Source organism: Streptomyces sp. R33 (assembly GCF_041200175.1).
Taxonomy (GTDB): Bacteria; Actinomycetota; Actinomycetes; order Streptomycetales; family Streptomycetaceae; genus Streptomyces; species Streptomyces katrae_B.
The window spans coordinates 4,480,344-4,504,381 of sequence record NZ_CP165727.1 but is presented as its reverse complement, the minus strand read 5'-3'; the positions used below and the strand labels follow the sequence as shown (position 1 = coordinate 4,504,381).

Annotated in this window: 23 protein-coding genes, 2 tRNA genes and 1 pseudogene; 20 read left to right on the top strand and 6 right to left on the bottom strand. The window is 70.5% G+C overall.

Annotated elements, in window-relative coordinates; translation table 11 throughout:
* Positions 1-110 precede the first annotated feature (110 nt).
* From dnaN to AB5J51_RS20535, 10 genes are all read left to right on the top strand, one after another.
* On the top strand, positions 111-1,241 hold the full coding sequence (gene dnaN / locus AB5J51_RS20580) for a DNA polymerase III subunit beta (RefSeq protein WP_030153167.1): 1,131 nt from the start codon (positions 111-113) through the stop codon (positions 1,239-1,241).
* Positions 1,242-1,476: 235 nt separating this feature from the next.
* Positions 1,477-2,352, top strand: a complete 876-nt coding sequence (gene gnd, locus AB5J51_RS20575) for a phosphogluconate dehydrogenase (NAD(+)-dependent, decarboxylating) (RefSeq protein ID WP_030292648.1) — start codon at positions 1,477-1,479, stop codon at positions 2,350-2,352.
* 74 nt (positions 2,353-2,426) lie between these two features.
* Positions 2,427-3,584 carry a DNA replication/repair protein RecF gene (gene recF / locus AB5J51_RS20570; protein ID WP_136224989.1) on the top strand — a complete coding sequence of 386 codons (1,158 nt, stop codon included), beginning with the start codon at positions 2,427-2,429 and terminating at the stop codon, positions 3,582-3,584.
* The gene (locus tag AB5J51_RS20565; RefSeq protein ID WP_030292652.1) at positions 3,581-4,108 is read left to right on the top strand and encodes a DUF721 domain-containing protein; all 528 of its coding nucleotides are present in this window, start codon (positions 3,581-3,583) and stop codon (positions 4,106-4,108) included. Before recF ends, AB5J51_RS20565 begins: the two co-directional genes overlap by 4 nt.
* A 287-nt stretch (positions 4,109-4,395) precedes the next feature.
* Complete coding sequence (gyrB, locus tag AB5J51_RS20560; protein WP_133897489.1) at positions 4,396-6,456, top strand: DNA topoisomerase (ATP-hydrolyzing) subunit B; 2,061 nt, start codon at positions 4,396-4,398, stop codon at positions 6,454-6,456.
* Positions 6,457-6,500: 44 nt separating this feature from the next.
* Positions 6,501-9,095: a DNA gyrase subunit A gene (gyrA, locus tag AB5J51_RS20555; protein WP_053787021.1), complete on the top strand. Its 2,595-nt coding sequence runs from the start codon at positions 6,501-6,503 to the stop codon at positions 9,093-9,095.
* Between the two features lie 3 nt (positions 9,096-9,098).
* A complete protein-coding gene (locus AB5J51_RS20550; protein ID WP_078987383.1) occupies positions 9,099-9,752 on the top strand; it encodes a DUF3566 domain-containing protein in 654 nt (217 codons plus the stop codon).
* 94 nt (positions 9,753-9,846) lie between these two features.
* Positions 9,847-9,920 (top strand) — tRNA-Ile (locus AB5J51_RS20545).
* A 145-nt stretch (positions 9,921-10,065) separates the two neighbouring features.
* Positions 10,066-10,200: a DLW-39 family protein gene (locus AB5J51_RS20540; protein WP_208809277.1), complete on the top strand. Its 135-nt coding sequence runs from the start codon at positions 10,066-10,068 to the stop codon at positions 10,198-10,200.
* A 122-nt stretch (positions 10,201-10,322) separates the two neighbouring features.
* Complete coding sequence (locus tag AB5J51_RS20535; protein WP_136226057.1) at positions 10,323-11,627, top strand: hypothetical protein; 1,305 nt, start codon at positions 10,323-10,325, stop codon at positions 11,625-11,627.
* A gap of 13 nt (positions 11,628-11,640) precedes the next feature.
* Here AB5J51_RS20535 and AB5J51_RS20530 read toward each other — a convergent pair whose 3' ends face one another.
* A complete protein-coding gene (locus AB5J51_RS20530) occupies positions 11,641-12,945 on the bottom strand; it encodes a serine/threonine-protein kinase (protein ID WP_369778252.1) in 1,305 nt (434 codons plus the stop codon).
* 33 nt (positions 12,946-12,978) lie between these two features.
* Positions 12,979-13,527 (bottom strand): transcriptional regulator, encoded by a 549-nt coding sequence (locus tag AB5J51_RS20525; protein ID WP_053787024.1) that lies wholly within the window; start codon positions 13,525-13,527, stop codon positions 12,979-12,981.
* Between the two features lie 164 nt (positions 13,528-13,691).
* Between AB5J51_RS20525 and AB5J51_RS20520 the strand changes: the two genes are divergently transcribed.
* Positions 13,692-13,764 (top strand) — tRNA-Ala (locus tag AB5J51_RS20520).
* A gap of 83 nt (positions 13,765-13,847) precedes the next feature.
* Here AB5J51_RS20520 and AB5J51_RS20515 read toward each other — a convergent pair.
* Positions 13,848-14,372 carry a GNAT family N-acetyltransferase gene (locus AB5J51_RS20515; protein ID WP_053787025.1) on the bottom strand — a complete coding sequence of 175 codons (525 nt, stop codon included), beginning with the start codon at positions 14,370-14,372 and terminating at the stop codon, positions 13,848-13,850.
* A gap of 158 nt (positions 14,373-14,530) precedes the next feature.
* Here AB5J51_RS20515 and AB5J51_RS20510 point away from each other — a divergent pair, with 158 nt between their 5' ends.
* Entirely contained in the window at positions 14,531-14,977 is a 447-nt protein-coding gene (locus AB5J51_RS20510; protein WP_136226055.1) for a LysM peptidoglycan-binding domain-containing protein, read from the top strand.
* A 92-nt stretch (positions 14,978-15,069) separates the two neighbouring features.
* On the opposite strand, the gene AB5J51_RS20505 is transcribed toward AB5J51_RS20510, so the two are convergent.
* Entirely contained in the window at positions 15,070-15,753 is a 684-nt protein-coding gene (locus AB5J51_RS20505; RefSeq protein ID WP_078987394.1) for a DUF5324 family protein, read from the bottom strand.
* Between the two features lie 175 nt (positions 15,754-15,928).
* On the opposite strand from AB5J51_RS20505, the gene AB5J51_RS20500 reads away from it, so the two are divergent.
* Together AB5J51_RS20500 and AB5J51_RS20495 are read left to right on the top strand one after the other, a co-directional pair.
* Entirely contained in the window at positions 15,929-16,456 is a 528-nt protein-coding gene (locus tag AB5J51_RS20500; protein ID WP_053787028.1) for a peptidylprolyl isomerase, read from the top strand.
* 103 nt (positions 16,457-16,559) lie between these two features.
* A complete protein-coding gene (locus AB5J51_RS20495) occupies positions 16,560-17,435 on the top strand; it encodes a rhomboid family intramembrane serine protease (RefSeq protein ID WP_053787029.1) in 876 nt (291 codons plus the stop codon).
* A 142-nt stretch (positions 17,436-17,577) separates the two neighbouring features.
* Here AB5J51_RS20495 and crgA read toward each other — a convergent pair whose 3' ends face one another.
* The gene (crgA, locus tag AB5J51_RS20490) at positions 17,578-17,832 is read right to left on the bottom strand and encodes a cell division protein CrgA (protein WP_030292680.1); all 255 of its coding nucleotides are present in this window, start codon (positions 17,830-17,832) and stop codon (positions 17,578-17,580) included.
* A 91-nt stretch (positions 17,833-17,923) separates the two neighbouring features.
* On the opposite strand from crgA, the gene AB5J51_RS20485 reads away from it, so the two are divergent.
* From AB5J51_RS20485 to AB5J51_RS20460, 6 genes and pseudogenes are all read left to right on the top strand, one after another.
* A complete protein-coding gene (locus AB5J51_RS20485) occupies positions 17,924-18,712 on the top strand; it encodes a DUF881 domain-containing protein (RefSeq protein ID WP_053787030.1) in 789 nt (262 codons plus the stop codon).
* The gene (locus tag AB5J51_RS20480; protein ID WP_136226052.1) at positions 18,684-19,454 is read left to right on the top strand and encodes a class E sortase; all 771 of its coding nucleotides are present in this window, start codon (positions 18,684-18,686) and stop codon (positions 19,452-19,454) included. The genes AB5J51_RS20485 and AB5J51_RS20480 overlap by 29 nt, the downstream gene beginning before the upstream one ends.
* A gap of 91 nt (positions 19,455-19,545) precedes the next feature.
* On the top strand, positions 19,546-19,722 hold the full coding sequence (locus AB5J51_RS20475) for a hypothetical protein (RefSeq protein WP_030292686.1): 177 nt from the start codon (positions 19,546-19,548) through the stop codon (positions 19,720-19,722).
* Positions 19,719-20,357, top strand: a complete 639-nt coding sequence (locus AB5J51_RS20470) for an aminodeoxychorismate/anthranilate synthase component II (protein WP_053787032.1) — start codon at positions 19,719-19,721, stop codon at positions 20,355-20,357. Before AB5J51_RS20475 ends, AB5J51_RS20470 begins: the two co-directional genes overlap by 4 nt.
* A gap of 125 nt (positions 20,358-20,482) precedes the next feature.
* A pseudogene (locus tag AB5J51_RS20465) lies at positions 20,483-21,166 on the top strand (class E sortase); the annotation flags it as partial.
* Between the two features lie 13 nt (positions 21,167-21,179).
* On the top strand, positions 21,180-21,899 hold the full coding sequence (locus AB5J51_RS20460; protein ID WP_053787034.1) for a class E sortase: 720 nt from the start codon (positions 21,180-21,182) through the stop codon (positions 21,897-21,899).
* 77 nt (positions 21,900-21,976) lie between these two features.
* Here AB5J51_RS20460 and pknB read toward each other — a convergent pair whose 3' ends face one another.
* Positions 21,977-24,004 carry a Stk1 family PASTA domain-containing Ser/Thr kinase gene (gene pknB, locus AB5J51_RS20455; protein WP_369778251.1) on the bottom strand — a complete coding sequence of 676 codons (2,028 nt, stop codon included), beginning with the start codon at positions 24,002-24,004 and terminating at the stop codon, positions 21,977-21,979.
* Positions 24,005-24,038 lie beyond the last annotated feature (34 nt).

Below are 24,038 nucleotides of genomic sequence, written 5' to 3'. Positions count from 1 at the left end.
ACTGGTCCCCGGCAACGAGGCTCCGAGCCATCGAGGGCATCGAGGATCGAGGGCATCGAGCCGACGACGAAGGCCGGCAGACGAGCGAGCAACAGCAGGAGGCGGTTCCGGTGAAGATCCGGGTGGAGCGCGACGTACTCGCGGAGGCGGTGGCTTGGGCTGCCCGTAGCCTCCCGGCCCGGCCGCCGGTGCCCGTTCTCGCGGGCCTGCTGCTGAAGGCCGAGGAGGGCACCCTGTCCCTCTCCGGCTTCGACTACGAGGTCTCGGCCCGCGTCTCGGTCGAGGCGGACGTCGAGGAGGACGGCACCGTCCTCGTCTCCGGCCGGCTGCTCGCCGACATCTGCCGCGCCCTCCCCAACCGCCCGGTGGAGATTTCCACAGACGGTGTACGGGCGACCGTGGTCTGCGGCTCCTCGCGATTCACACTCCACACCCTGCCTGTGGAGGAGTACCCGGCGCTGCCGCAGATGCCGACCGCGACCGGCACCGTGCCCGGTGAGGTCTTCGCCTCCGCCGCCGCCCAGGTCGCCATCGCCGCCGGCCGCGACGACACGCTGCCCGTGCTGACCGGTGTCCGCATCGAGATCGAGGGCGACCGCGTCACCCTGGCCTCCACCGACCGCTACCGCTTCGCGGTCCGCGAGTTCCTGTGGAAGCCGGAGAACCCGGACGCGTCGGCCGTGGCCCTGGTGCCCGCCAAGACGCTCCTGGACACCGCCAAGTCCCTGACCAGCGGTGACACCGTCACCCTGGCGCTCTCGGGCTCCGGCGCGGGCGAGGGCCTCATCGGCTTCGAGGGCGCCGGCCGCCGCACCACCACCCGCCTCCTCGAAGGCGACCTGCCGAAGTACCGCACGCTGTTCCCGACGGAGTTCAACTCCATCGCCGTGATCGAGACCGCCCCGTTCGTCGAGGCCGTCAAGCGCGTGGCCCTGGTCGCCGAGCGCAACACCCCGGTCCGCCTCAGCTTCGAGCAGGGCGTGCTGATCCTGGAGGCGGGCTCCTCCGACGATGCACAGGCTGTGGAACGTGTGGACGCCAAGCTCGAGGGCGACGACATCTCGATCGCCTTCAACCCGACCTTCCTGCTGGACGGCCTGAGCGCGATCGACTCCCCGGCCGCGCAGCTGAGCTTCACCACGTCCACGAAGCCGGCGCTGCTGAGCGGCCGCCCGGCGGTCGACGCCGAGGCCGACGAGGCGTACAAGTACCTGATCATGCCGGTGCGCCTGTCCGGCTGACGCACGCCTTCGTCGGGCCCGGTCTCGCAGGCTGCGGGGCCGGGCCCGACGGCGTTCGCCCCACACGCACGCACCCCGCAAACGCCGTCCAGTGCCGCGTACGGGCTCCCGTACGGCCGCCCAGGAGCGCCCGTGGCGCCGCGCGGCACCGCCCGGCGTAGGCTCGGAGCCTGGGTACCCCAGGGGATTCCGGGGAACCCGGCACAGACGGCCACAACGCTTAAGGAACCACCTGATGGAGCTTGGTCTCGTCGGTCTCGGCAAGATGGGCGGCAACATGCGCGAGCGCATCCGCCGCGCAGGCCACACCGTCATCGGATACGACCGCAACCCGGACCTCGCCGATGTCCACAGCCTGCGGGAACTTGTGGACAACCTGCAGGCCCCCCGCGTCGTGTGGGTGATGGTCCCGGCGGGTGCGGCGACGCAGTCCACCGTCGACGAGCTCGCGGAGCTGCTCTCGATCGGCGACATCGTGGTCGACGGCGGCAACTCCCGCTGGACCGACGACGAGAAGCACGCCGAGCAGCTGGCGGCCAAGGGCATCGGCTTCGTCGACTGCGGTGTCTCCGGCGGCGTGTGGGGCCTCGAGAACGGCTACGCGCTCATGTACGGCGGCGCGAAGGACCATGTGGCACGGGTCCAGCCGATCTTCGACGCCCTCAAGCCCGAGGGCGAGTTCGGCGCCGTGCACGCCGGCAAGGTCGGCGCGGGCCACTTCGCGAAGATGGTCCACAACGGCATCGAGTACGCCATGATGCAGGCTTACGCCGAGGGCTGGGAGCTGCTCGAGAAGGTGGACTCGGTCACCGACGTCCGCGAGGTCTTCCGGTCCTGGCAGGAAGGAACGGTCATCCGTTCCTGGCTGCTCGACCTCGCCGTGAACGCGCTGGACGAGGACGAGCACCTCGAGCAGCTGCGCGGCTTCGCGCAGGACTCGGGCGAGGGCCGGTGGACGGTCGAGGCGGCGATCGACAACGCCGTGCCGCTGCCCGCGATCACCGCCTCGCTCTTCGCGCGGTTCGCGTCCCGCCAGGACGACTCTCCGCAGATGAAGATGATCGCCGCGCTGCGCAACCAGTTCGGCGGCCACGCGGTCGAGAAGGCATAGCCGACCGCCGAAGAGGCACGGCACCACAGCAGCACAGAGCAGAGCAGCAGGAAGCCGGGGGAGGTCGGCGTCGCATGCATGTTTCGCATCTCTCACTGGCCGACTTCCGCTCGTACGCCCGGGCCGAGGTTCCCCTCGACCCGGGCGTCACCGCCTTCGTCGGCCCCAACGGCCAGGGCAAGACGAACCTGGTCGAGGCCATCGGCTACCTGGCGACCCTGGGCAGCCACCGCGTCTCGTCGGACGCGCCGCTGGTACGGATGGGCGCGGACCGCGCGATCATCCGCGCGGCCGTCACCCACGGCGAGCGCCAGCAGCTGGTGGAGCTGGAACTGAACCCGGGGCGGGCCAACCGCGCCCGCATCAACCGGTCCTCGCAGGTCAGGCCCCGGGATGTGCTGGGGATCGTACGGACGGTGCTGTTCGCGCCGGAGGACCTGGCCCTGGTGAAGGGGGACCCCGGGGAGCGCCGGCGGTTCCTCGACGAGCTCGTCACGGCCCGCTCGCCGCGGATGGCGGCAGTCCGGTCGGACTACGAGCGGGTGCTCAAGCAGCGGAACACCCTGTTGAAGTCGGCGGCGATGGCCCGCCGGCACGGCGGCCGCTCCATGGACCTGTCCACCCTCGACGTGTGGGACCAGCACCTCGCGCGCGCGGGCGCGGAGCTGCTGGCGCAGCGCCTCGACCTGATCGTGACGCTGCTGCCGCTGGCGGACAAGGCGTACGAGCAGCTCGCGCCCGGCGGCGGCCCGCTGGGCCTCGCGTACAAGTCCTCGGCGGGCGGCGAGACCGCCGACACCGCCGAGGCGGTCGACGGCGGTACGGCGCGCACGCGCGAAGCGCTGTACGAGGTGCTGCTGGCGGCCCTGGCCGAGGTGCGCAAGCAGGAGATCGAGCGCGGCGTGACCCTGGTCGGCCCGCACCGCGACGACGTGCTGCTGCGCCTCGGCGACCTCCCGGCCAAGGGATACGCGAGCCACGGCGAGTCCTGGTCGTACGCGCTGGCGCTGCGGCTGGCCTCGTACGAGCTGCTGCGCTCGGAGGGCGCCGAGCCGGTGCTGATCCTGGACGACGTCTTCGCGGAGCTGGACGCACGCCGCCGGGAGCGGCTGGCCGAGCTGGTGGCTCCGGGCGAGCAGGTGCTGGTGACGGCGGCGGTGGACGACGACGTTCCGGGTGTCCTGGCGGGAACCCGGTTCGGGGTGTCCGGCGGTGAGGTGACCCGGCTGTGAGCGACGAGAAGAAGGAACCCCGCAAGGTCCCGGAGCCCTCGGGCGTGGACCTCGCGCGGCAGGCGCTGGCGGCCGCCCGTGAGCAGGCGCGGGCCCGGGGCAATGCGGCCGGCGGGAAGAAGGGGAGCCGGCAGCCGGGACTGCGCTCGGGTGCCCGCGCGGACGGCCGCGACCCGATGCCGCTGATGGCGGCGCTGGACCGGCTGCGCACGGAGCACGGCTGGGAGATGCCGATGGCGGTCGCGGGCGTGATGGAGCGCTGGCCGGAGATCGTCGGGCCGGAGATCGCGGCGCACTGTGAACCGGAGCGGTACGAGGACCGTGAACTGGTCGTGCGGTGTGATTCCTCGGCATGGGCGGCCCAGCTCAAGCTGCTGGCTCCGCAGCTGGTGGCGCGGCTCAACGCGGACCTGGGGCAGGGAACCGTCCGGATGATCAAGGTCCAGGGCCCGGGCGGACGCCCGAAGCGGTACGGACCGCTGCGCGCGCCGGGCAGTACGGGCCCGGGGGACACGTACGGCTGAGCCCGGGCTGCGGGTGGCGTCCCTCACGGTAGCGGGAGGTTGACAGGCCGAAGCGCTGGATGCCCGTGTGAGCCTCTTTGAGCCCCTTCCCGGATATGGGGAGTCGGAGAGAGGAGGTTCAGGGCGGCACATGCGGACTCAGGTACCGGCAAACCCCCATTCATGTCCGTGGTACCGGTAGACTGAAGCGAATCCCGCCCGCTTGCGGGATCTAGCTGATACACGCTGACAACGCAGATCGACGCAGCCGCTCCTGCTTGCATGCCTGCTGGCCCGGAGTTCGGCCTGTGCTGTGCCAGAAAGGGCGCTTCGTGGCCGATTCCGGCAACCCCAACGACAACCAGTCCACAGCCGGCGAGAACGGCGAGGTAACCGCCTCGTACGACGCCAGCGCGATCCAGGTCCTCGAGGGCCTGGACGCGGTCCGCAAGCGGCCAGGCATGTACATCGGCTCGACCGGTGAGCGCGGGCTGCACCACCTCGTGTACGAGGTGGTGGACAACTCGGTCGACGAGGCCCTGGCCGGGCATGCGGACACCATCGACGTCACGATCCTCGCCGACGGCGGTGTGCGGGTCATCGACAACGGTCGAGGCATCCCGGTCGGCATCGTGCCGTCCGAAGGAAAGCCCGCCGTCGAGGTCGTCCTGACGGTCCTGCACGCGGGCGGCAAGTTCGGCGGTGGCGGCTACGCCGTCTCCGGCGGTCTGCACGGCGTCGGCGTCTCCGTCGTGAACGCCCTGTCGACCAAGGTCTCGGTCGAGGTCAAGACGGACGGCCACCGCTGGACCCAGGACTACAAGCTGGGCGTGCCGACGGCCCCGCTGGCCAAGAACGAGGAGACCGACGAGCACGGTACGTCGGTGACGTTCTGGGCCGACGGCGACATCTTCGAGACGACCGAATACTCCTTCGAGACGCTGTCGCGGCGCTTCCAGGAGATGGCCTTCCTGAACAAGGGCCTGACCCTGTCGCTGACCGACGAGCGCGAGTCGGCGAAGGCCACCGTCGGTGCGGACGACCCCGACGCGGACACGGCAGAGCCCAGCGCGCGCACGGTCAAGTACTACTACGAGGGCGGCATCGTCGACTTCGTGAAGTACCTGAACTCGCGCAAGGGCGAGCTCATCCACCCGACCGTCATCGACGTCGAGGCCGAGGACAAGGAGCGCATGCTCTCGGTCGAGATCGCGATGCAGTGGAACTCGCAGTACACCGAGGGCGTGTACTCCTTCGCGAACACGATCCACACCCACGAGGGCGGTACGCACGAGGAGGGCTTCCGTGCGGCGCTGACGGGTCTGGTGAACCGTTACGCGCGCGACAAGAAGCTGCTCCGCGAGAAGGACGACAACCTCGCCGGCGAGGACATCCGCGAGGGTCTGACGGCGATCATCTCGGTCAAGCTGGGCGAGCCGCAGTTCGAGGGCCAGACGAAGACCAAGCTGGGCAACACGGAGGCCAAGACCTTCGTGCAGAAGGTCGTCCACGAGCACCTCAACGACTGGTTCGACCGCAACCCGGTCGAGGCCGCGGACATCGTCCGCAAGTCGATCCAGGCGGCCACGGCGCGCGTCGCGGCCCGCAAGGCCCGTGACCTGACGCGCCGCAAGGGTCTGCTGGAGAGCGCCTCGCTGCCGGGCAAGCTGTCCGACTGCCAGTCGAACGACCCGACCAAGTGCGAGATCTTCATCGTCGAGGGTGACTCGGCCGGCGGCTCCGCGAAGTCCGGCCGCAACCCGATGTACCAGGCCATCCTGCCGATCCGCGGCAAGATCCTGAACGTCGAGAAGGCCCGTATCGACAAGATCCTCCAGAACACCGAAGTCCAGGCGCTGATCAGCGCGTTCGGTACCGGTGTGCACGAGGACTTCGACATCGAGAAGCTCCGCTATCACAAGATCATCCTGATGGCGGACGCCGACGTCGACGGCCAGCACATCAACACCCTGCTGCTGACCTTCCTGTTCCGCTTCATGCGGCCGCTGGTCGAGGCCGGTCACGTGTACCTGTCGCGCCCGCCGCTGTACAAGATCAAGTGGGGCCGGGACGACTTCGAGTACGCGTACTCGGACCGCGAGCGCGACGCGCTGGTGGAGCTCGGCAAGCAGAACGGCAAGCGGATCAAGGAAGACTCGATCCAGCGCTTCAAGGGTCTGGGCGAGATGAACGCCGAGGAGCTGCGCGTCACCACCATGGACGTCGACCACCGCGTGCTCGGCCAGGTCACCCTGGACGACGCGGCCCAGGCCGACGACCTGTTCTCGGTGCTGATGGGCGAGGACGTCGAGGCACGGCGCTCCTTCATCCAGCGCAACGCCAAGGACGTTCGGTTCCTCGACATCTGAGTCGGCCTCCGCTGACCGCCGCCTGAAAGGACTTCTGACCAGCAATGGCCGACGAAACCACCCCCACCGCCGAGAACCCCGCGGAGGAGCAGCCCGTGCTGCGCATCGAGCCCGTCGGGCTCGAGACGGAGATGCAGCGCTCCTACCTCGACTACGCGATGTCCGTCATCGTGTCCCGCGCGCTGCCCGACGTACGGGACGGCCTCAAGCCGGTCCACCGGCGTGTGCTGTACGCGATGTACGACGGCGGCTACCGGCCCGAGAAGGGCTTCTACAAGTGCGCCCGCGTCGTCGGTGACGTCATGGGTACGTACCACCCGCACGGTGACTCCTCGATCTACGACGCCCTGGTCCGCCTGGCCCAGCCGTGGTCGATGCGCATGCCGCTGGTGGACAGCAACGGCAACTTCGGCTCCCCGGGCAACGACCCGGCGGCCGCGATGCGCTACACCGAGTGCAAGCTGATGCCGCTGGCCATGGAGATGCTCCGGGACATCGACGAGGAGACCGTCGACTTCACGGACAACTACGACGGCCGCAACCAGGAGCCGACGGTCCTGCCGGCGCGCTTCCCGAACCTGCTGGTCAACGGCAGCGCCGGTATCGCGGTCGGTATGGCCACCAACATCCCGCCGCACAACCTGCGCGAGGTCGCGGCCGGCGCCCAGTGGGCGCTGGAGCACCCGGACGCCTCGCACGAGGAGCTGCTCGACGCGCTCCTGGAGCGGATCAAGGGCCCGGACTTCCCGTCGGGCGCCCTGGTCGTGGGCCGCAAGGGCATCGAGGAGGCGTACCGGACCGGGCGCGGCTCGATCACGATGCGCGCGGTGGTCGAGGTCGAGGAGATCCAGAACCGCCAGTGCCTGGTGGTCACGGAGCTTCCGTACCAGACCAACCCGGACAACCTGGCGCAGAAGATCGCCGACCTGGTCAAGGACGGCAAGATCGGCGGCATCGCCGACGTGCGCGACGAGACCTCGTCGCGGACGGGTCAGCGCCTGGTGATCGTGCTCAAGCGCGACGCGGTCGCGAAGGTCGTGCTGAACAACCTGTACAAGCACACCGACCTCCAGACGAACTTCGGCGCGAACATGCTGGCGCTGGTGGACGGCGTGCCGCGCACGCTGTCGATCGACGCGTTCATCCGCCACTGGGTCACGCACCAGATCGAGGTCATCGTCCGGCGGACGAAGTTCCGTCTGCGCAAGGCGGAGGAGCGGGCGCACATCCTGCGCGGCCTCCTCAAGGCGCTGGACGCGATCGACGAGGTCATCGCCCTCATCCGGCGCAGCAACACCGTCGAGATCGCGCGCGAGGGCCTGATGGGCCTGCTGGAGATCGACGAGATCCAGGCCAACGCGATCCTCGAGATGCAGCTGCGGCGCCTGGCGGCCCTGGAGCGGCAGAAGATCGTCGCCGAGCACGACGAGCTCCAGGCGAAGATCAACGAGTACAACGCGATCCTGGCCTCGCCGGAGAAGCAGCGCTCGATCGTCAGCGAGGAGCTGGGGGCGATCGTCGAGAAGTACGGCGACGACCGGCGCTCCAAGCTGGTGCCCTTCGACGGGGACATGTCCATCGAGGACCTGATCGCCGAAGAGGACATCGTCGTCACGATCACGCACGGCGGCTACGTCAAGCGCACCAAGACCGAGGACTACCGCTCGCAGAAGCGCGGCGGCAAGGGCGTGCGCGGCACGAAGCTGAAGCAGGACGACCTGGTCGACCACTTCTTCGTCTCCACCACGCACCACTGGCTGCTGTTCTTCACGAACAAGGGCCGGGTCTACCGCTCCAAGGCGTACGAGCTGCCGGACGCCGGCCGCGACGCCCGCGGGCAGCACGTGGCGAACCTGCTGGCCTTCCAGCCGGACGAGAAGATCGCCCAGATCCTCGCGATCCGCGACTACGAGGCCGCCCCGTACCTGATCCTGGCCACCAAGGGCGGCCTGGTGAAGAAGACGGCGCTCAAGGACTACGACTCTCCGCGCTCGGGTGGTGTCATCGCCATCAACCTCCGGGAGACCGAGGACGGCAGCGACGACGAGCTGATCGGCGCCGAGCTGGTGTCGGCCGAGGACGACCTGCTGCTGATCAGCAAGAAGGCGCAGTCGATCCGCTTCACGGCGACGGACGACGCGCTGCGCCCGATGGGCCGTGCGACGTCGGGCGTGAAGGGCATGAGTTTCCGCGAGGGTGACGAACTGCTCTCCATGAGCGTTGTCCGGCCGGGTACGTTCGTCTTCACCGCGACCGACGGCGGCTACGCCAAGCGGACGCCGGTCGACGAGTACCGCGTCCAGGGTCGTGGTGGTCTGGGTATCAAGGCCGCGAAGATCGTGGAGGACCGCGGGTCGCTCGTCGGGGCGCTGGTGGTGGACGAATCGGACGAGATTCTCGCCATCACGCTCAGCGGTGGTGTGATTCGTACGCGAGTCAACGAAGTCAGGGAGACCGGCCGTGACACCATGGGCGTCCAGCTGATCAACCTGGGCAAGCGCGATGCCGTGGTCGGTATCGCTCGTAACGCCGAGGCCGGTCAGGATGCTGACGAGGTCGAGGAGACCGAGGCGGCCGAAGGACCGGCCGCCGAGGCCGCCGAGGGCACGCAGCCCTCGGCCGGGGAGCACGAGGAGTAAGTCGTGAGTGGAGCCACGGGCGCCGGACCGGCCAAGACTGGGGACGACGGTGCCCGTGGCCCCGCCGCGGACTCCCCCGGTGGGGGCGCGGCCGCCGAGGGCAGGGGGAGAACCGTGACGGACACCCGCAAGCCGGAGCAGGAGAAGGCCGCGGCCGGCCAGCAGCCGGAGCAGCCGTACCACCCGCCGCAGGCCTACGCGGCGCCCCCGGGCCCGGGCGCGCCGCGGGGCGCCGGGGACGCCGGTGCGCAGCGCAAGCCGCGTACGGGGGCCCGTACGACGCCCAGGACGCGCAAGGCGCGGCTGAGGGTGGCCAAGGCCGACCCGTGGTCGGTCATGAAGGTCAGCTTCCTGCTGTCGATCGCGCTGGGAGTCTGCACGATCGTGGCGTCGGTGGTGCTGTGGATGGTCATGGACGCCATGGGCGTCTTCTCGACCGTCGGCGGCACCATCAGCGAGGCGACCGGATCGAACGAGAGCAACGGCTTCGACCTCCAGTCGTTCCTGTCGCTGCCGCGCGTTCTGATCTTCACGTCGGTCATCGCGGTGATCGACGTGGTGCTGGCGACGGCGCTGGCGACGCTGGGCGCGTTCATCTACAACCTGTCGGCGGGCTTCGTCGGCGGTGTGGAGCTCACGCTCGCCGAGGACGAATGACCGCCGGATGACCTGCGGGGACTGCCCCGCGGAACGGATTTTGGCGTGACCGTGTCTGTGCGCTAATCTTCAGGAGTCAGCGCGCAGCGCGGATGGGGCTATAGCTCAGTTGGTTAGAGCGCATCCCTGATAAGGATGAGGCCACAGGTTCAAATCCTGTTAGCCCCACAGTGTCGAAGACCCCCAGGCCCATGGCCTGGGGGTCTTCGTCGTAGGACCGGTTGAGGCCTTCCCAGGTCACCGAACGGTATCGGTGCGTGTGTATTGTTGGCCGTCAGAAGTCCCCAACGTCAACGAAAGACGAGGTCGCGCGGTGAAGAAGCTGCTCCTGGTCGCACTGGCCGCCATCGGCGGGCTCCTCGTGTACCGCCAGATCCAGGCGGACCGCGCCGAGCAGGACCTGTGGACGGAGGCAACCGACTCCGTGCCTTCCGGTTCCGGTGTGTGAGACCGAAAGCTGATCTCATGAAGCCCCGGCTGCCGCTGCGGCCGGGGCTTTGTGCTGTTCTGTGACGAAAAGTTGCGTTATGCAAAGATTTGGCTTGCGCTAGCAAAACCGGGGTGGGCGTGATGGCTGGGGTAGGGAAGACGGTGCTGGTGGGGGCGGCGGCCCTGGGGCTGTCCGTGGGCCTGCCGGGGGCGGTGCAGGCCGCCACGGCGCCCCCGCAGCCGCTGCCGGCGTACCAGGGCGCCCCGGGCGCCAAGAAGATCGAGGGCAAGGCCAGCAGCGCGGACGCCCCGCTCGTGGCGGCCGGGCAGGCCTACACGGACACCGTGGCCCCGGGCGAGCGCGTCTACCGGCTCAACCTCGACGACGCCTCCAGCGTGTACTTCTCCGCGGTGCTCCAGCCCCCGCGCGGGGCCAAGGTCGGATACGGCGACGGCCTCGAGGTCGCCCTCATGACCAAGGAGGGCGCGCGCTGCCCGGGCAACCCCGGCAAGGCCGGCTTCGGCTACGACCCCGTCCCGCTCGGCGCGGTCGCCGTACGGCGGCTCGAGGAGGACGCCGAATGCCAGGGCGCCGGGGTCTACTTTGCCAAGATCACCCGCACCGCGGCCAAGGACTCCGACCAGAGCGCGTGGCCGGTGGAACTCCTGCTCCGGCGCGAGCCCGGCCTCGCCACGGGCAGCGCCCCCACCACCGCGCCCAGCGTCTGGCCCTCGGCCTCGCCGACGCTGCCCGGCAGCGAGCCGGTGGCGCGGAGCGGCGGCACCGGCTTCAACGACGCCCGCGCCCTGGACAGCGGGGTCTGGCGCGACGACCTGCGGCCCGGACAGACCCGCTTCTACCGGGTACCGCTGGACTGGGGGCAGCAGTTGGGGCTCAGCGCCGAGCTCGCCGACGCCAGGATGACCAAGTCGTACGGGTCGGCCTCCAACGGGCTCACCGTCGCGCTCTACAGCCCGTACCGGAGCCTGGTCGCGGACAAGGACATCTCCTACAGCGGCAAGCAGGCGGGCGTCACCCTGCCGAAGACGGCCCCGGTGGCGTACGAGAACCGCTTCTCGGGCACCGACGAGGTGGCCGGGGCCCGGGTGGCCGGCTGGTACTACATCGCCGTGACCCTGGGCGGGAAGGTCGCCGAGTTCACCGAGGACGCGAGCCCCGTGCCGCTGACCCTGCGGATGGACGTCATCGGCAGCCCGGCCAAGGGGCCCGCGTACAAGGAGAGCCTGACCGCCGCCGGGTTCGGGGTGGGCGCCGACGAACGGGCCGCGGCCAAGGACGGGCTCACCGCCCCCGAGGCCTCGGCCGCGGCCGGCGACCGCTCGGTGATGCGGGTGGTGGCCGGCGCGGGCTTCGGCACCGGGACGGCGCTGCTGCTGGTGCTCGGCGGATGGATCCTGCTGGCCCGGCGGGGCCGGAGCGCATAGCCCGCCGGGGGCTTCAGACCCCGGTCAGTGCCCAGATGCCCACGGCGAAGCAGAGCAGCGCGGCGACCAGGATCCCGACGGTGGCCTTCGGTGGGGGCGGGGCGATGCCGCCGGCCCGTGCGGGAGGCGCGGCAGGGGCGGCCGACTGCGGGACGGCCGGCGGCGCCGGCGGAGCCAGGTGGAAGCTGCCGGTCCCGTCGGCGGGGGCCGCGTACGGGGAGGCGGGCGAGGCCGCGTACGGGGAGGCGGGCGAGGCCGCGTACGGGGAGGCGGGCGAGGCCGCGTACGGGGAGGCCTGGGCCGTCGCGACCGTGCCGCGGGGATCGGTACGGGCGGGCTCGGCGGCCACCGCCGCGGTCGTCGTCGCCGGCGGGGTACCGGACGGCTGCACCGGCACAGCGGCGGCCGTGGGCGCCTCGGGGGTCACCGCAGCCGTGCTCTGGGGCCCCTGGGGGCCGAAACCGGCGGGGAGCGGGCCGAGTTGGTCGAACACCTCCACCGGGTCCTCGTCCGGCGCGGGCGGCGGGAGCAGCTCCACGGCCCCGGCAAGGGCCTTGCGGACCCCCGTGGCGGTCCGGAACCGGCTCTGGGGGTCCGGCTGCAGGAGGTTCGCGACGACGTCCCAGAGCGGCGCGGGGACGCCCTCGGGGGCGCCGGGGGTGCCGTGGGCGAGGAAGTGTTCCACCAGGGCCTGGGAATCGGGCTTGCGGCCCTGGAGGAGGTACAGGGCGACCAGCCCGACGGCGAAGAGGTCCGCGGGGAAGTCGGGTTCGGATCCGAGCAGTTGCTCGGGGGCGAAATAACCGGGCGTGCCCACCACGTAGTTGGTCTCGGTGAGCCGGGGCTCGCCCTTGCGCATCGAGATGCCGAAATCGGAAAGCCGCAGGTGCGGCCGTCCGGTGCCCGTGGCCTCCATCAGGATGTTCGCCGGTTTGATGTCGCGGTGGACGACACCCTCCGCGTGCACCGCGGCCAGCCCCGACAGGAGCTGGTCGAGCAGCGTGCACACGAAGCGGGGCGGCAGCGGTCCGTAGTCCCCGATCACGTGGCCGAGGGAACCCCCGGCGACGAGGTCCATCGTGAACAGGACCTTGTCGTCGTCCGCCGCCCAGCTGGCCGGGGCCAGCACGTGCGGATGGTCGATGCGCAGCGCCTGCTCGCGTACGAAGCGCAGCAGGGTGTGGGCGTCGCTCTGCTGGAGGACCTTGGCGGCGACGTACCGGCGGCGCCGGTGGTCCCAGGCCCGCCATACGGCGCCCACGCCGCCACGGCCGATCGGGTCGATCAGCTCGTACCGGCCGGCGAAGATCTCACCCATCGCTGCGCCCGTCCCCCGTACCCGTCCGTCGTGTCAGTTCTGGTGCGACTCGTAGTGGGCGACCGCGTCGGCGGTGCGGCCCGCGCCGTAGACCCGGAGGAACTCTGCCAGTTCCGGATGGCTGGGGACGAGGGAGTCGGCGGCGTCGATGATGTCGCCGGCCGCGGAGACGGAGCGCAGCAGCGACTGGATCTCCCGGACGACGCGCTTGACGGTGGGCGCGCCGGAACTGGTCGTGGTCTGGCCGCTGTTGCTGAGGACGGAGCCCCCCTGGGTCTTCTTGATCTCGTCCATCCGGTCGGTGGCCTCGGCCGCGCTGACGCTTCCGTCCGCCACCTGGCCGGCGAGGTCCTGGAGCGCCTGGACGCGCTGGACCACGGCCGGGTTCCCGATCTTGGCCCGCTGGCCGCTCATCAGCTGGGAGAGCATGGGCGCGGACAGTCCGAGGACGGCAGCGAGGCGGGCCTGGTTCAGGCCGAGGTCATCTATGAGCCGGCGGAAGAGGGCACCGAGCGGCTCCCCGTACCAACTGCGCTGCAGTTCCCGGGCTCTGGCCGTGGCCTCTTGCTGTACAGCGTCCACTCTTACTACTCCCCTACTTCGCTGGTGCGAACCTCGCGAGCATCTTACGGAGAGTGGTCGCACGGCGGGAGTCCCTATCATTTTGCGAGATGCGGGGGTACACCCGGTACTCTGTTCTGCGGAACGGCCACTTCTTCGCGGGAGACGGTCGCGTCCACCGTTTCGGGGCTTTAGCTCAGTTGGTAGAGCGCTGCCTTTGCAAGGCAGATGTCAGGAGTTCGAATCTCCTAAGCTCCACAGCATCAGAGGCCCCCTGGCCAGCGGAAACGCCGGTCAGGGGGCCTCTTCGTGCACGGGGCGGGGACTGCGTGCGGCCGCCGCTAGAGGTCGATCCAGTAGCGGCGCTTGGGGCCTATGAGCGTCTCGCGGACGTCCTCGAGGACGCCGCCGCCGCGTTCGATCGTGCGCACGGATCCCGCGTTGTCCGGGTCGCACGTCAGCAGGACCCGGTCCATGCCCATGATCCGGGCCTCGTGCAGGACCTCGCGCAGGGCCCAGCCGGCCAGGCCGCGGCCGCGGGCGGAGGGCCGCACGCCGTAGCCGATGTGGCCGCCGGCGTCGAGGAGGAACCCGTTCAGGTAGTGGCGCAGGTCGATGGCGCCCAGATAGGTGTCGTCCTCGGCGATCCACCAGTACGTGGCGTGGACGCGGCCCTGCTCGACCGGGAGGGTGCGGTCCCCGTACCGGTGCAGCCGCTCGGTCCAGGCGGCGAAGCCCTCGGCGCTGTCGACGTCGTCGTCGGAGCCGAGACCGGCACCGTCCATGTGGGCGTCGGGACCCCATTCCCCGCGGGCGGCGAGCCAGGAGGCGTGCAGCCGGGGGGAGGGGAGGATGAGCTCGGGCATCCGGGGACAGTAACAGCCCGGCGGCAGCCCGGGCCGCCCGGCGAGCGGGTCCGGGGTCCCCCGGTTGGCGCCGTCACAGGGCCGGGCGGCCGCTCCTGTCCGACAGTGGGGGAAGGCACCGAGCCAGGGGGCGACACCACCGCCGGAGGCGTACAGACATGGGACTCTTCGACTTCCTGAAGTCCGACAAGAAGAAACACGAGGCCGCCGAGAAGGCAGCGGCGGCCTCGTCCGCCGACTACGCGTCGAAGTACAGCGACGCCGTCTCGGCCACCAAGGCCGCCGCCGAGCGGATGGCCGCCGCGGCTCCGCCGAAGGCCGCACCGGCTCCGCCGAAGCCCACCACGGCGCCCCACTCGCCCTACACGCCGACCCCGGCGTCCGCCGCGCACAAGGCGGTTCCGGCGGCGCCGGCCCCGGGGCCGGCGCCGACCGGCGCGCAGCTCGTGTACACCGTGCGGGCCGGCGACTCGCTCTCCTCGATCGCCCGCCGGGAGCTGGGCAACGAAGCGCGCTGGCGCGAGCTCTACGCCATGAACAGGGGCGTCATCGGCTCCAACCCCGAACTGCTCCGCCCGGGGCAGGTGCTCACCCTCCCCCGCTAGCCGGGCGCGAGGGCGGGAACGGCGGGAGGGCCCGGATCCACCGGATCCGGGCCCTCCCGCCTGCCGTCCGCGTCGGGTCGGCTGCCCGCCCGCTACATCGGGTTCTCGTCCGCCGGGCCCGACCCGTTTTCGCGCTCCTTCGCCGCCAGCTCGTCGTCGAAGCTGGCCTGGTCCCGCAGCTCCGTGGCCGCGGGCGGCTCGACGAGCCAGTCCGGGTTCGACTGCTGGTCCCACCAGCGCCACGCCATGTACGCGCCGACCGCCACGACGCCGACCACCGCCACCCACTTGACCGCCCGGCCGGTGCAGGCCCGCCGCTCGTTGCGCCTGACCAGCTTCTGCACTTCCTTGGCCGACACCTGGCCGCGCAGCGCCGCCAGGGCCGCCGTCGACCGCGACGCGGCTTCCTCGGCCACCGGCTGGGCCGCCGCCAGCGCGCTCTCGAGCCGCGGCTGGGTGTAGTCGGCCGCCTGGCGCGCCGCCCGGCGCGTGTGGTGGACCGCCATCGTCGCCGCCCGGTCGACGTTGGGCGGCACGTGCGCCCGCGCCGCCTTCATCCGCGGGTGGAGATGGCAGTCGTACGCCGTCCGGGCCTGCCGCGCCGCCTCGGCGGTCGCGTACGACACCTTCGGCGCCAGCCGCTCGTTCGCCTCGGTCGCATAGTGCACCGCGGCTTCCCTGGCGGTCGCTGCGTACGGCGCCACCGCTTCGGCGGCGTGCTTGACCGTGTCCCTGGCGCTTTCGGCGGCCAGGTGCACGCTGTCCTTGCGGGTCACGGGATCCTCCTCCTCGGTGGCGGACACAGTTCACCTTTCCACCCTTTGTCGGATCATGCCTGCCATACCGCCGGGCGGCATGCGTGACAGGGCATACGGGTGGAGGATTTCTGTGCCGTGCAGCCCTCCGTGGGAGGATCTGCAACCGACAGTGATGACTATGGAAGGCAGATCCGTGGCCGAGAAGCTCTACGCCACCCTGAAGACCAACCACGGCGACATCGAGATCGAGCTGCTGGCGAACTTCGCCCCGAAGACGGTCAAGAACTTCGTGGAGCTGGCAACGGGCGCCCGCGAATGGACCCGTCCCACCGACGGCCAGAAGACCACCGATCCGCTGTACGACGGCACCGTCTTCCACCGCGTCATCAGCGGCTTCATGATCCAGGGCGGCGACCCGCTCGGCAACGGCACCGGCGGCCCCGGCTACCAGTTCGCCGACGAGTTCCACCCCGACCTGGCCTTCACCAAGCCGTACCTGCTCGCCATGGCCAACGCCGGCCCGGGCACCAACGGGTCCCAGTTCTTCATCACCGTCGCGCCCACCGCCTGGCTGACCCGCAAGCACACCATCTTCGGCGAGGTCACCGACAAGGCCAGCCAGAAGATCGTGGACGACATCGCAGGCCTGCGGACGAACCCGCGCACCGAGCGGCCCCTCGACGACGTGATCATCCAGTCCGTCGTCGTCGAGAAGCGCTGAGCCCGCCGTCGCCCCGGGAACCTTTCCGCCCCGCCCGTCCGTCCTGGATGTGTACCGGACCGGCGGGGTGCACCCCCTGCCCCGCCGCTGATCGAGGGGACCGATGGACACCGACCGTCTGCCGGGCTGCTACCGCCACCCGGACCGCGACACGGGGATCCGCTGCACGCGCTGCGAGCGGCCGATCTGCCCCGAGTGCATGATCAGCGCCTCGGTCGGCTTCCAGTGCCCCGACTGCGTCCGTGACGGCTCGGGCACCGGCCACGGCCCGGCGGCGAATGCGCCGCGCACCGTGGCGGGCGGGGTGGTGGCAGCCGATCCCCACCTCGTCACCAAGGTCCTCATCGGGATCAACCTCGCCCTGTTCCTGGTGGGGCAGCTCGCGCCGGCGCTCGTCGTCCGGCTGGAGCTGCTCGGGCGGTACGTCGAGTACTTCGGCGGCCCCGTGGAAGGGGTTTCCACCGGCCAGTTCTACCGGCTGCTGAGCTCGGTGTTCCTGCATGTGGAGTGGTGGCACATCGGGGGCAACATGCTGGCCCTTTGGGTGATCGGCGGGCCGCTCGAAGCGGCTCTGGGCCGGGTCCGCTACCTCGCCGTGTTCGTGCTGTCGGGCCTCGGCGGAAGTGCCCTCGTCTATCTGCTGACCGCCCCGAACACACCGACCCTCGGCGCCTCCGGCGCCATCTTCGGCCTGCTCGGCGCGACCGTCGTCCTGGTGCGCCGGCTGCGCTACGAGATGCGGCCGGTGATCACCATGGTCGTGCTCATGCTGGTGCTGACCTTCGTGCCGTTCGGAGGCAGCCTGTCCGTGTCCTGGCAGGCCCACATCGGCGGCCTGGTGACCGGGCTGCTGGTCGGTCTGGGCATGGTGGGACCGGCCGCCGGCAGGACGCGCACGTTCGTCCAGTGGGGGACCTGCGCGGCGGCATTCCTGCTGGCAGCGGCGGTGGTCCTGATCCGTACGGCCGAACTCACCTGATCACACCGGCGTCAACACTCCACAGGGTTATCCACAGATCTTCTGTCTTTTCCTCAGGTGTGGATGACACTGTGGATAACTCATGGGGAGAGCTTGTCGGAGCCGGTGCGCCTGTGCTTGCCGGCGCTCGGACCGGGGCCGGCTACTTCCACTGGGTGGAGACGCCGAACCCCGCCGCGATGAAGCCGAAACCGACCACGATGTTCCAGTTGCCCAGTGCCTCGACCGGCAGCTGGGTCTCGGTCACGTAGAAGACGACGATCCACGCGAGACCGATCAGGAAGAACGCCAGCATGACCGGGGCGACCCAGCTGCGGTTGGTCAGCCTGATGGTCTGCGCCTGCTTCGCCGGCGGCGGCGTGTAGTCGTCCTTCTTGCGGATACGTGACTTCGGCACGAGGGGCTCTCCTGTCGATGCGCTGGGGACCTTGCCTGCCCCGGGCGTCCGTTAGCGTAGTGGACCTGTGGCGTTGAAGGAGAAGGGTACGTTGAGCAATTCCGACGACTCCTCCGCGGGTCCCCGTCGCCGGGCCAGACCGGTCCGGCTGCTGACGGCCGCCGTTTTCGCCCTGGCCGGCCTCATCTTCGTCACCAGTTTCAACACGTCCAAGGGTACGAACATCCGGACGGACGCATCGCTCCTGAAGCTCTCGGACCTCATCCACGAGCGCAGCCAGAACAATGCGCTGCTCGAGCAGAGCACCGCGGCCGTCCGCAGCCGGGTGGACGCCCTCGCCGATCGTGACGACGGCAGCACCAAGGCCGAGGACGCCAAACTGGCCGCCCTGCGCGTCGCCTCCGGCACCGAGCCGCTGTCCGGCAAGGGCCTCACGGTCACCCTGAACGACGCCCCGCCGAACGCCACGGCCCGCATCCCCAACGTGCCCGAGCCCCAGCCCAACGACCTGGTGATCCACCAGCAGGACCTCCAGGCCGTGGTGAACGCCCTGTGGCAGGGCGGCGCCCAGGGCATCCAGGTCATGGACCAGCGGCTGATCTCCACCAGCGCGGTGCGCTGCGTGGGCAACACGCTGATCCTCCAGGGCCGGGTCTACTCGCCCCCGTACAAGGTGACGGCGGTCGGCGACCCGGCCGCGCTGCGCAAGGCGCTCGCGTCCTCCCAGGCCCTGCAGAACTACCAGCTGTACGTGACGGCGTACGGGCTCGGCTGGAAAGTGGACGAGCACAAGGAGCTGACACTTCCCGGGTACTCCGGCACAGTGGACCTCCACTATGCGAAGCCGCTGGATGCCTCTTCCGCGACCAGTACGCCGTGACGTCGTACTGCGCCTGGTGGTGCGGACCTTCAGCGAGGTGTGCCTGACGGCGGGCACGCTGATCGTGCTCTTCGTCTCGTACGTCCTGCTGTGGACCGGGGTCAAGGCCGACCGGGCCATGGACGGGGAGATGGCCCGGATGCGCGACCGCTGGGCCTCGGCCGCCGCGCCCGCGGCCGCCCCGGCTGCGAGCCCTCTTGCAAGCCCTGCCGCGAGTCCGGCCGCCCCGCAGCCCGCACCCTCGCAGCCGGCGCAGGACCAGCCCGGTTACGCCCCCGGCCAGCCCTTCGCCGAGATGTACATCCCGCGCTTCGGCCCGGACTGGAACAAGCCGGTCCTCGAGGGCACCGGGACGGAACTGCTGAAGAAGGGCCTCGGCCACTACGCGGGCACGGCCCGCCTCGGCGGCACCGGGAACTTCTCCGTGGCGGGCCACCGGCGGACCTACGGCGACCCCTTCAAGGACTTCCCCGAGCTGCGGCCCGGCGACGCCGTGATCCTCAAGGACGCGACGGCCTGGTACACGTACACGGTCCGCAGCGAGCCGCTGCGCACGCTGCCCACCGACATCGGGGTGGTCGACCCGGTGCCGCGCAGGTCGCCGTTCACGGGCCCCGGGCGGTACCTGACGCTGACGACCTGCGATCCGGAATGGGGCCACAGCCACCGGCTGGTCGTGTGGGCGGAGCTGACCGGGACCCGTACGGCCGCCCAGGGCCGCCCGGAGGGTTTGCCGAGCTGACCCACCGGGCCGGGCCGCTGCCTTTAGTCTGTTCGCGTACCGCCCCCGCGGTGCGGTGGGTAGTTCGTGGACGGATAAGGAAACAGACGGCATGTACGGCTGGATCTGGCGGCATCTGCCGGGCAACGCGTGGATCCGCGCGCTGATCTCCCTCGTACTGGTCTTCGCGGTGGTCTTCGTGCTGTTCCAGTACGTCTTCCCGTGGGCCGAGCCGCTCCTGCCGTTCAACGACGTAACGGTGGACGAGGGATCGGGAGCCACTCCGTGAGCGCGCGCATTCTGGTTGTCGACAACTACGACAGCTTTGTCTTCAACCTGGTCCAGTACCTGTACCAGCTCGGCGCCGAGTGCGAGGTGCTGCGCAACGACGAGGTCGAGCTCGCCCACGCGCAGGACGGCTTCGACGGCGTGCTGCTGTCGCCCGGGCCGGGAACGCCCGAGCAGGCGGGCGTCTGCATCGACATGGTCCGCCACTGCGCCGACACCGGGGTCCCGGTCTTCGGCGTGTGCCTGGGCATGCAGTCCATGGCCGTCGCGTACGGCGGCGTCGTGGACCGGGCGCCCGAGCTGCTGCACGGGAAGACCTCGCCGGTGGTGCACGGGGGCCTCGGCGTCTTCGCGGGGCTGCCGTCGCCGTTCACCGCGACCCGCTACCACTCGCTCGCGGCCGAGCCGGCGACCCTGCCGGACGTGCTGGAGGTCACCGCGCGCACCGAGGACGGGATCATCATGGGGCTGCGGCACCGGGAGCACGACGTCGAGGGCGTGCAGTTCCACCCCGAGTCGGTGCTGACCGAATGGGGCCACCGGATGCTCGCGAACTGGCTGGTCCGCTGCGGGGACGCGGGGGCCGTCGAGCGCTCGGTGGGGCTGGCCCCGGTGGTGGGCAAGGCCGTCGCGTGACCGCGGTCGCGCCGTCCGCGCCCACGCAGGGCCGGGCCGCGCGGCGCAGGGCAGCTCAGGAGGCCGCGAAGCGCTCGCGGAGGCGGGGCGGCGGGCGGCGGCGCAGGCGGCCCGTGTCGGGCGGCCCGGTGGTCGTCGCGAGCCGGCTCGCCGGGGAGCTGTTCATCACGCTGGGCGTGGTGATGCTGCTGTTCGTCGCCTACCAGCTCTGGTACACGAACGTACTGGCGCAGCGGACGGCGAACGGGGCCGCGGGCTCGCTGCGGCAGACCTGGGAGCAGGACCCGGGCGGGGCCGCTGCGCCGGCCGTCTCGGCGTTCGAGCCGGGGCAGGGGTTCGCGATCCTGTACATCCCGAAGCTGGACGTGAAGGTGCCGGTGGCGGAGGGGATCAGCAAGCCGAAGGTGCTCGACAAGGGGATGGTCGGGCACTACGGGGACGGCGCGCTGAAGACCGCGATGCCGGCTGACGCGCAGGGGAATTTCGCGCTGGCGGGCCACCGCAACACCCATGGCGAACCGTTCCGCTTCATCAACCGGCTGGTGCCGGGCGACCCGGTCGTGGTCGAGACGCGGGACGCGTACTACACGTACGAGATCACCTCGTCGCTGGCGCAGACTCCGCCGACGAACGTGTCGGTGATCAAACCGGTGCCGGAGGGTTCGGGTTTCACCTCTCCGGGCCGGTACATCACGCTGACGACCTGTACCCCGGAGTTCACGAGCACCTACCGGATGATCGTATGGGGCAGGATGACCGGTGAACGCCCCCGCAGCCAGGGTGCTCCGCCCGCGCTGACCAGCCCGTAAGGACGAACAAGCAGTGTCACGTGCCGCACCGCCGCCCCACCAGAGCCGCAGCGTGCTCGCCGGGTTCCTGAGCCTGCTGGGCGAGTTCCTGATCACCGTGGGCCTGGTGCTGGGCCTGTTCGTCGCGTACTCGCTGTGGTGGACCAACGTCCTCGCGGACCGGCAGGCCTCGGCGCGCGGCGACGACGTCCGCCGGCAGTGGCAGAGCGCCCCGGGGGCGAACGCGCCCGCGGCGCCGGGGGCACTGGACACCCAGGACGGCATCGGCTTCCTGCACGTGCCGGCGATGAAGAACGGCGAGGTCCTGGTCAAGCGGGGCACGGCGCCGGACGTCCTCAACGACGGCGTGGCCGGGTACTACACCGACCCGGTCAAGGCGGCCCTGCCGTGGGAGCCGTCGGGGAACTTCTCGCTGGCGGCGCACCGGGACGGGCACGGGGCGAAGTTCCACAACATCGACAAGGTGAAGAACGGCGACGCGGTCGTCTTCGAGACGCGGGACACCTGGTACGTGTACAAGGTCTTCGCGGAGCTGCGCCAGACGTCGAAGTACGACGTGGACGTGATCTCGGCGGTCCCGAAGGAGTCGGGGCGCACGGCCCCGGGGCGCTTCATCACCCTGACGACCTGCACCCCGGTGTACACCTCGAAGTTCCGGTACGTCGTGTGGGGCGAGCTGGTGCGCACGGAGAAGGTGGACGCGAAGCGCACGCTGCCGGCGGAGCTGCGCTGACACGGGAAAGCCCCTGTGAGCGGCTCTGAGGCCGCCCACAGGGGCTTTTCCGTGTCTCCGTGCGGTTCGGCCGCCGGTTAGCGCCGACCGCCCGTCAGGCCGCCGAAGAGCGTCCCGCCGTCGTTGCCGCCGTTCTGCTGGCCGGGCATGGTCTGGACGTTGATGACCCTGCCCGCCTCGACGGGGGTACCCGCCGGGGGATCCGTCTGCAGGATGATCGCCTTGTCGTCCGTCGCGCCCGCGATGACCTGGAGGCTCAGGCCCCGGCTCGCGAGGTCCGCCTTGGCCTGGGCGACGGTCTTGCCGGCCAGCTGCGGGACCTGGGTGGTCTGGCCGGCCTTGGCGATCTGCACGTTGACCGTCGTGCCCACCGCGAGCTGCTCGCCCGGCTGGAACTGCTGCTGGACGATCGTCTTCGGCGGGGCACCGGGAGAGTCGACCTCCGTCACGCTGCCCAGCTTGAGCTTGGCGTCGTTCAGCGCCTTGACCGCTGCCTCCCGGGTCTTCCCGAGGAGGTCCGGCATCTCGGACTTCGACTGCTCCTTGGCGACGGTCAGCGTGACGGTCGAGCCCTTCGCGGCCTTGCCGCCGCTCTTCGGGGTCTGGTCCAGGACGGTGCCGACGGTCCGGTCGGACTCCTGGGTCTTCTTCTCGACCGCGAAGCCCTTGTCCTTGAGCGCCTTCTCGGCGTCCTCGAACTTCACGTTGAGGACGTCGGGCACGGCCACCTCCGGCGCGCCCGAGGAGACCTTGACCTTGACCGTCGAGCCCTTGTCGACCTTGGTGTCGGGCGCCGGGTTCTGCGAACAGATGTTGCCCTTGGGCTGGTTGTCGCAGGGCTCGTCGGCTTCCTTCTCGACCTTGAGGCCGACGTTGTCGCCGGTCTTCTGCGCCTGCTCGAGGGTCGCGCCGATGAGCTTGGGCACGCTGGGCCGGTTGTCGGCGCCGCCGCTGAAGAGGGAGCGGCCGATGAGGATGGCGCCGACCAGGACGAGGATGCCGGCCGTGACCAGCAGGATCGTCGAGGCCTTGCTCTTCTTCTGCTGGCGTCGGCCGTGGCCGCCCTGGTCGTAGCCGCCCTGGCCCTGGTCCCCGTAGCCGTATCCGCCGTCGCCCGGCGCCATCGGCGGGAGCATGGAGGTCTGGCCGGCGTCGGCGGCGCGCAGGGCGGTGGTGGGCTGGTCGTAGCCCTGGTGTCCGTAGCCGTGGCCCTGGTCGGGGTAGCCGTAGCCGGGGGCGCCCATGGCGGCGGCAGCGGCCACGGGCTGGCCCTCGAGGCAGGCCTCGATGTCGGCGCGCATCTCGTCGGCGGACTGGTAGCGGTAGTCAGGGTCCTTGACGAGGGCCTTCAACACGATCGCGTCCATCTCGGGCGTGATCTCGGGGTCGAAGTTCGACGGCGGCTGGGGTTCTTCCCGTACGTGCTGGTACGCGACGGCGACAGGGGAGTCACCGATGAACGGCGGCCGGACGCTGAGGAGTTCGTACAGCAGGCAGCCCGCGGAGTAGAGGTCGGAGCGTGCGTCGACCTGCTCGCCCTTGGCCTGCTCAGGGGAGAGGTACTGGGCGGTGCCGATGACGGCCGCGGTCTGCGTCATGGTCATGCCGGAGTCGCCCATGGCGCGGGCGATGCCGAAGTCCATGACCTTGACCTGGCCGGTGCGGGTGAGCATGACGTTGGCGGGCTTGATGTCGCGGTGGACGATGCCGGCGCGGTGCGAGTACTCGAGGGCCTGGAGGATGCCGATGGTCATTTCCAGGGTGCGCTCGGGCAGCAGCTTGCGGCCGGAGTGCAGGAGCTCGCGCAGGGTGGAACCGTCGACGTACTCCATCACGATGTACGGGATGGAGATGTTGTCGACGTAGTCCTCGCCGGTGTCGTAGACGGCGACGATCGCCGGGTGGTTCAGCGACGCGGCCGACTGGGCCTCGCGCCGGAACCGGGCCTGGAAGGACGGGTCGCGGGCGAGGTCGGCGCGCAGGGTCTTGACGGCGACGGTACGGCCGAGCCGGGTGTCGTGGGCGAGGTAGACCTCGGCCATGCCACCGCGGCCGAGCACGTGGCTCAGCTCGTACCGGCCGCCGAGGCGACGCGGCTCTTCCATAACGTTGCAGCCCTCTCCGTCAGTCCCGACCGCA